The organism is Pseudonocardia sp., assembly GCF_029263155.1.
Taxonomy (GTDB): domain Bacteria; phylum Actinomycetota; class Actinomycetes; order Mycobacteriales; family Pseudonocardiaceae; genus Pseudonocardia.
Map to the genome: position 1 here is coordinate 1 of NZ_JAJCYB010000093.1, position 4,186 is coordinate 4,186.

5 protein-coding genes are annotated in these 4,186 nt (G+C 70.9%); all 5 read left to right on the plus strand.

The window, feature by feature from the left end:
• Positions 1-187: 187 nt before the first annotated feature.
• The 5 genes from Q1K26_RS19040 to Q1K26_RS19060 all read left to right on the plus strand — a co-directional run bounded on the left by Q1K26_RS19040 (position 188) and on the right by Q1K26_RS19060 (position 4,111).
• Positions 188-331 carry a hypothetical protein gene (locus Q1K26_RS19040; RefSeq protein WP_300014631.1) on the plus strand — a complete coding sequence of 48 codons (144 nt, stop codon included), beginning with the start codon at positions 188-190 and terminating at the stop codon, positions 329-331.
• Positions 332-429: 98 nt separating this feature from the next.
• Positions 430-975: a hypothetical protein gene (locus tag Q1K26_RS19045; RefSeq protein ID WP_300014635.1), complete on the plus strand. Its 546-nt coding sequence runs from the start codon at positions 430-432 to the stop codon at positions 973-975.
• Positions 976-978: 3 nt separating this feature from the next.
• A complete protein-coding gene (locus Q1K26_RS19050; RefSeq protein ID WP_300014637.1) occupies positions 979-1,779 on the plus strand; it encodes a hypothetical protein in 801 nt (266 codons plus the stop codon).
• 68 nt (positions 1,780-1,847) lie between these two features.
• A complete protein-coding gene (locus Q1K26_RS19055; protein ID WP_300014640.1) occupies positions 1,848-3,167 on the plus strand; it encodes an ATPase, T2SS/T4P/T4SS family in 1,320 nt (439 codons plus the stop codon).
• Positions 3,158-4,111 (plus strand): type II secretion system F family protein, encoded by a 954-nt coding sequence (locus tag Q1K26_RS19060; RefSeq protein ID WP_300014643.1) that lies wholly within the window; start codon positions 3,158-3,160, stop codon positions 4,109-4,111. Before Q1K26_RS19055 ends, Q1K26_RS19060 begins: the two co-directional genes overlap by 10 nt.
• Positions 4,112-4,186 lie beyond the last annotated feature (75 nt).

Here is a 4,186-nt window from a genome sequence, read left to right on the forward strand (position 1 = left end):
CATCCACATCGACGTCGCAGTCACCTGGCAGCGCGCCAGCGCCGGAGACTGGACCACCTACGCCGCCGACGTCAGCCGCCGGGGGACCACGTCATGAGACAGGGCATTCAGACAGTTCCAATATCCGACGTCGCCAGAGCTGCGGTCGCTGCCCGAACGGACCGGTGGATCGGGACGCTGGCCGGTCGTGGCAACGATCGTCTGGCAGGTCGGCTGGGTCGGGATCTCCGGCGGCGCGCCGGTCTCCGGGCAGCAGACGGTACGGGTTTCCGCCGACACCAGCGTGTCGGTCGGCGAGATTCAGGTTCTCGTTTCCGGAGGTGGATCGTGACGACAGGGAACGCGACACGTGGCAGCACCACAGCGAGCGGATCGCCGATCACGAACGGAACGCCGACGGACATTCGGCGCCGAGGCCGGGCACGACGGTTGTCGATCGGTGCATTGCTGACGGTGCTGGGGGCGGTGGGCAGTGTGGTCGTGTTCCAGCAGTTCGGGGACCGCGTGCCAGCGATCGGCATCGCCCGGACCGTCCCGTTCGGCCAACAGGTCACCGAGCAGGATCTCCGCCAGATCCTGCTGCCGACCGGGTCGGAGCTGGCCCTCGTCGAATGGGAGCGCTCGGCCGAGATCGTCGGCCGGTACGCGGTGACCGATCTGCTGCCCGGCCAGATCATGACCCGCGACGCCGTGACCGCGGATCGTTTGCCGGGCCCGGGGCAGGCGATCGTGGGAGTGGCCGTGGAGCCGGGCCAGGTTCCGGTCACGCCGCTGGCACCGCGGGATCAGGTACTGGTCGTCGACGCCGGCGAGAGCAGCGGGTCGGGGGTCGATGCGAGCGTCCTGCGCACCGGCCCGGTCGACGTGGGTAGCCGGCGGACCGTCGATCTCCTGGTGTCCGACGTCGACGCACCTCGCGTTGCCCGACTGGCGGAGGCGGGACGAGCCGTACTCGTCCTGGTCGAGCGGCGGTGACCGATGCTGATCTCCTTCCTCTCCGCCAAGGGCAGTCCGGGCGTCACCACCTCGGTGCTCGCGCTCGCCGCGCGATGGCCACGTGCCGCGATCGCCGTGGACCTCGATCCGCAGGGTGGCGACATCCTGGCCGGGCTGGGCGGAGGCAGGCATCCCGCGCGGCACGGGATCGTCGAACTGCTCGTCGAGGCTCGCAACGAGAGCCTGCACGCGGCGATGGGCCGGCATGTCGTTCGGCCCGCTCCGCACAGCCCACCGGTGCTCGCCGGCTTCGGGGCCCCGGGCCAGGCGGCGAACGTCCCGTGGGACCTGGTCGGGAGCCATTTGGTCGATGTGCCCGGGGCGGACATCCTGGCCGACTGCGGTCGATTCGTTCTCGACCATTCGGTGTCGGCGGTGCTGCGCCGCAGTGACCTCGTCGTCCTGGTTGCTGGTTCGTCGCTGCGGGTCGTGCGCGCCGCCGCGCGGACGCTGCCGCTCATTCGTCGTGAGCTGGGGACAGCCGGTGAGGCGAACCACGGGCACGGTCCGGTCACGCTGGTGATCATCGGCCCCGACATGCCCTACACCGCCGAGGAGATCGCCGGCGGTTGCCAGACCGAGGTTGCCGGGACGCTGCCGTGTGACCCGGTGGCCGCGAGCGTGTGGAGCGACGGTGCACCCACCGGCCGTGGCTTTCAGCGGTCCCGACTGCAGCGCGCGGCCGGTGCCCTCGCCAGAGCGCTGGCCGAGCGGGCGACGGAGTGCCGCGGCGCGGCATCGTCGCGGCCGGGCGCCGGGCTCAACGGCAGGGTGCTGCGATGAGGGAGGGTGCGACGGCCGTCGCCGACCGACGACTCGTGAACACGATTCGGACGGCGGTGTTGCACCGTATGGGTTCCGATGCACGCCGGGACGGCCTCAAGGCCACTGATCAGCGGGAGCTTCTGCGGTCCTGGGTCGAGGACGAGCTGGCGGTCGAGTCGCGGCGACGGATGACCGACGGGGAGCCGCAGCTCGACCGATTCACCGAGGTCGCCGTCCTGCGCGCGGTGGAGAACACCGTCTGGGGGCTCGGGCGGTTGCAGCAGCTCCTCGACCTCCACGACGTCGAGGACATCCACATCGTCGGCGCCGACCGGCCGATGCTGCGCATGGCGGACGGATCGCTGCGACGTGCCGCGGAACCGATTGCGGATTCCGACGACGATCTCATCCAGCAGTTGCAGTTCATCGCGGCACACCACGGCGCGTCGGAACGAGCGTTCTCTCCGGCGCAGCCGTGCCTGAACCTGCAGCTGCCCGACGGGTCGCGACTCGCGGCGATGCGCGACGTCGTGCCGCACCCGGTCGTGACCATCCGCCGTCACCGCCTGCTCGACGTCGGCCTGTCCGACCTGGTCCGGCTCGGCACGCTCACCGAGCACGCCGCACGGTTCCTGGCCGCGCTCGTGGGAGCCCGGTGCAGCCTGCTCGTGACCGGAGCACCCGCCTGCGGCAAGACCACCCTGGTGCGCGCGCTCGCGAAGGAGATCCCGGCCGGGGAACGCATCGCCACGCTGGAGACCGAGTACGAACTGGCCCTGCACCGGCTGCCCGGCGCATCACCGTTGCTGGTGGCGTTGGAGACCCGTCCCGGATCCACCGAGATCGACGCCGCCACCGGGCAACGGGCCGGGGAGATCACGCTGTCCGAACTCCTGCACCAGACCCTTCGCATGTCCGTCACCCGGGTCATCGTCGGTGAGGTCCGCGGCGCCGAGGCGCTGCCGATGCTGGAGGCGATGAACGCCGGAATGCCCGGGTCGATGTGCACGCTGCACGCCGGGTCCGCGGCCGACGCCATCGAACGTCTTGTCACCGCCGCGCTCAAGGCGGCCGGCCAGGGCTGGTCGGACACCTTCGTGACCCGCCTCGCGGCGCAGGGCATCGACTTCGTCGTGCACATGCGCCACACCGCCCATCCCGGATCCGAGGGACGCCGCCGGTTCGTCGCCGAGATCGCCGAGGTCACCGACGTGAACGAGAACGGCAAGGTCGCCATGAACCGCATCTTCGCCGAGGACCCGGAGTCCGGCGATCCGGGCGCGGTCTTCCGGATGGCCCCGCAGATTCGGTGGCCCTTCCACGAAGCCGGCATCGACATCGGGTTTCTCACCGGCGAGCACCGCGCGACGTCGCCGGTTCACGTGAGGAGGACGCCGTGGAACTGAGTCCGACGACCTGGCTGGTGGCGGCATCCGGAGCGCTTGTCGTGGCCGGCTTGACGGTCATGATCGCCGGCCCGGACCCCGACCGTCCCGCAGCCGGGTCGCGAGCGCGCCGTCGGCAGAACCCACTGTGGACACTGCTGCGGGCAACACAGATCCCGGGAACGGAGCGGAGGCAACACCGCTGGCGGATCGCCGGGTGGATCGTCGCGGGCCTGCTGGTGTGGATGATCACTGGCTGGCCGGCCGCCGGGGCCGCATTGGCCGGCATCGGGGCCTGGTCGCCGTGGTTGCTCGGTTCGGCGCGCGCGGCGCAGGACCAGATCAGCAAGATCGATGCGCTGTCCACGTGGTGTCGCCGAATGGCCGACACGCTGACAGGCGGCGGAGCGATCGGCCTCGCGCAAGCGATCACCCTCACCTCTGATCACGCTCCGCCGCAGATAGCGGGCCCGGTGCAGCAGCTGGCCGAACGGCTCCGATCCGGGCACGGCACTCCGCTGGACGCGGTCCGGGAGTTCGCCGACGACATCGACGACCCGGTCGGTGACTCGGTCGCGGCCGCGCTCGGACTGGCGCTGCACCAGCAGAGCAGCGGTGTGGCCCGCGTCCTGCGCCAACTCGCCGACGGCGTGTCCCGGGACGTGCGCGCCCGTCGCGACATCGAGGCGGAGCGCGCCGAAGCGCGCCAGTCCATCCGGATGCTGCTCCTCATCCAGGGCGGGGTGCTCGCGATGCTGGCCCTGGTTCCCGGTTTCGCTGCTCCGTACGGGAGCCCGCTCGGGCAGCTCATCATGGCCACCCTGCTGGCCGGCACCTTCGCGCTGCTGATCTGGATGCGCAGGCTCGCAGTGGGATCTTCGGCTCCCAGGTGGTTCGGGAAAGCTGGAGAGTTCGCGAAAACCGAAGGGGCGACTGCTGGGAACTCGTTGGTGGGGCTGCCGTGATGCTGTCAGGTCGGGCCTTGGGTTCGCGAACCGGACGCGTCGGTGTCGGCGCGGTCGAGGTCCGGGGAGGGGTTG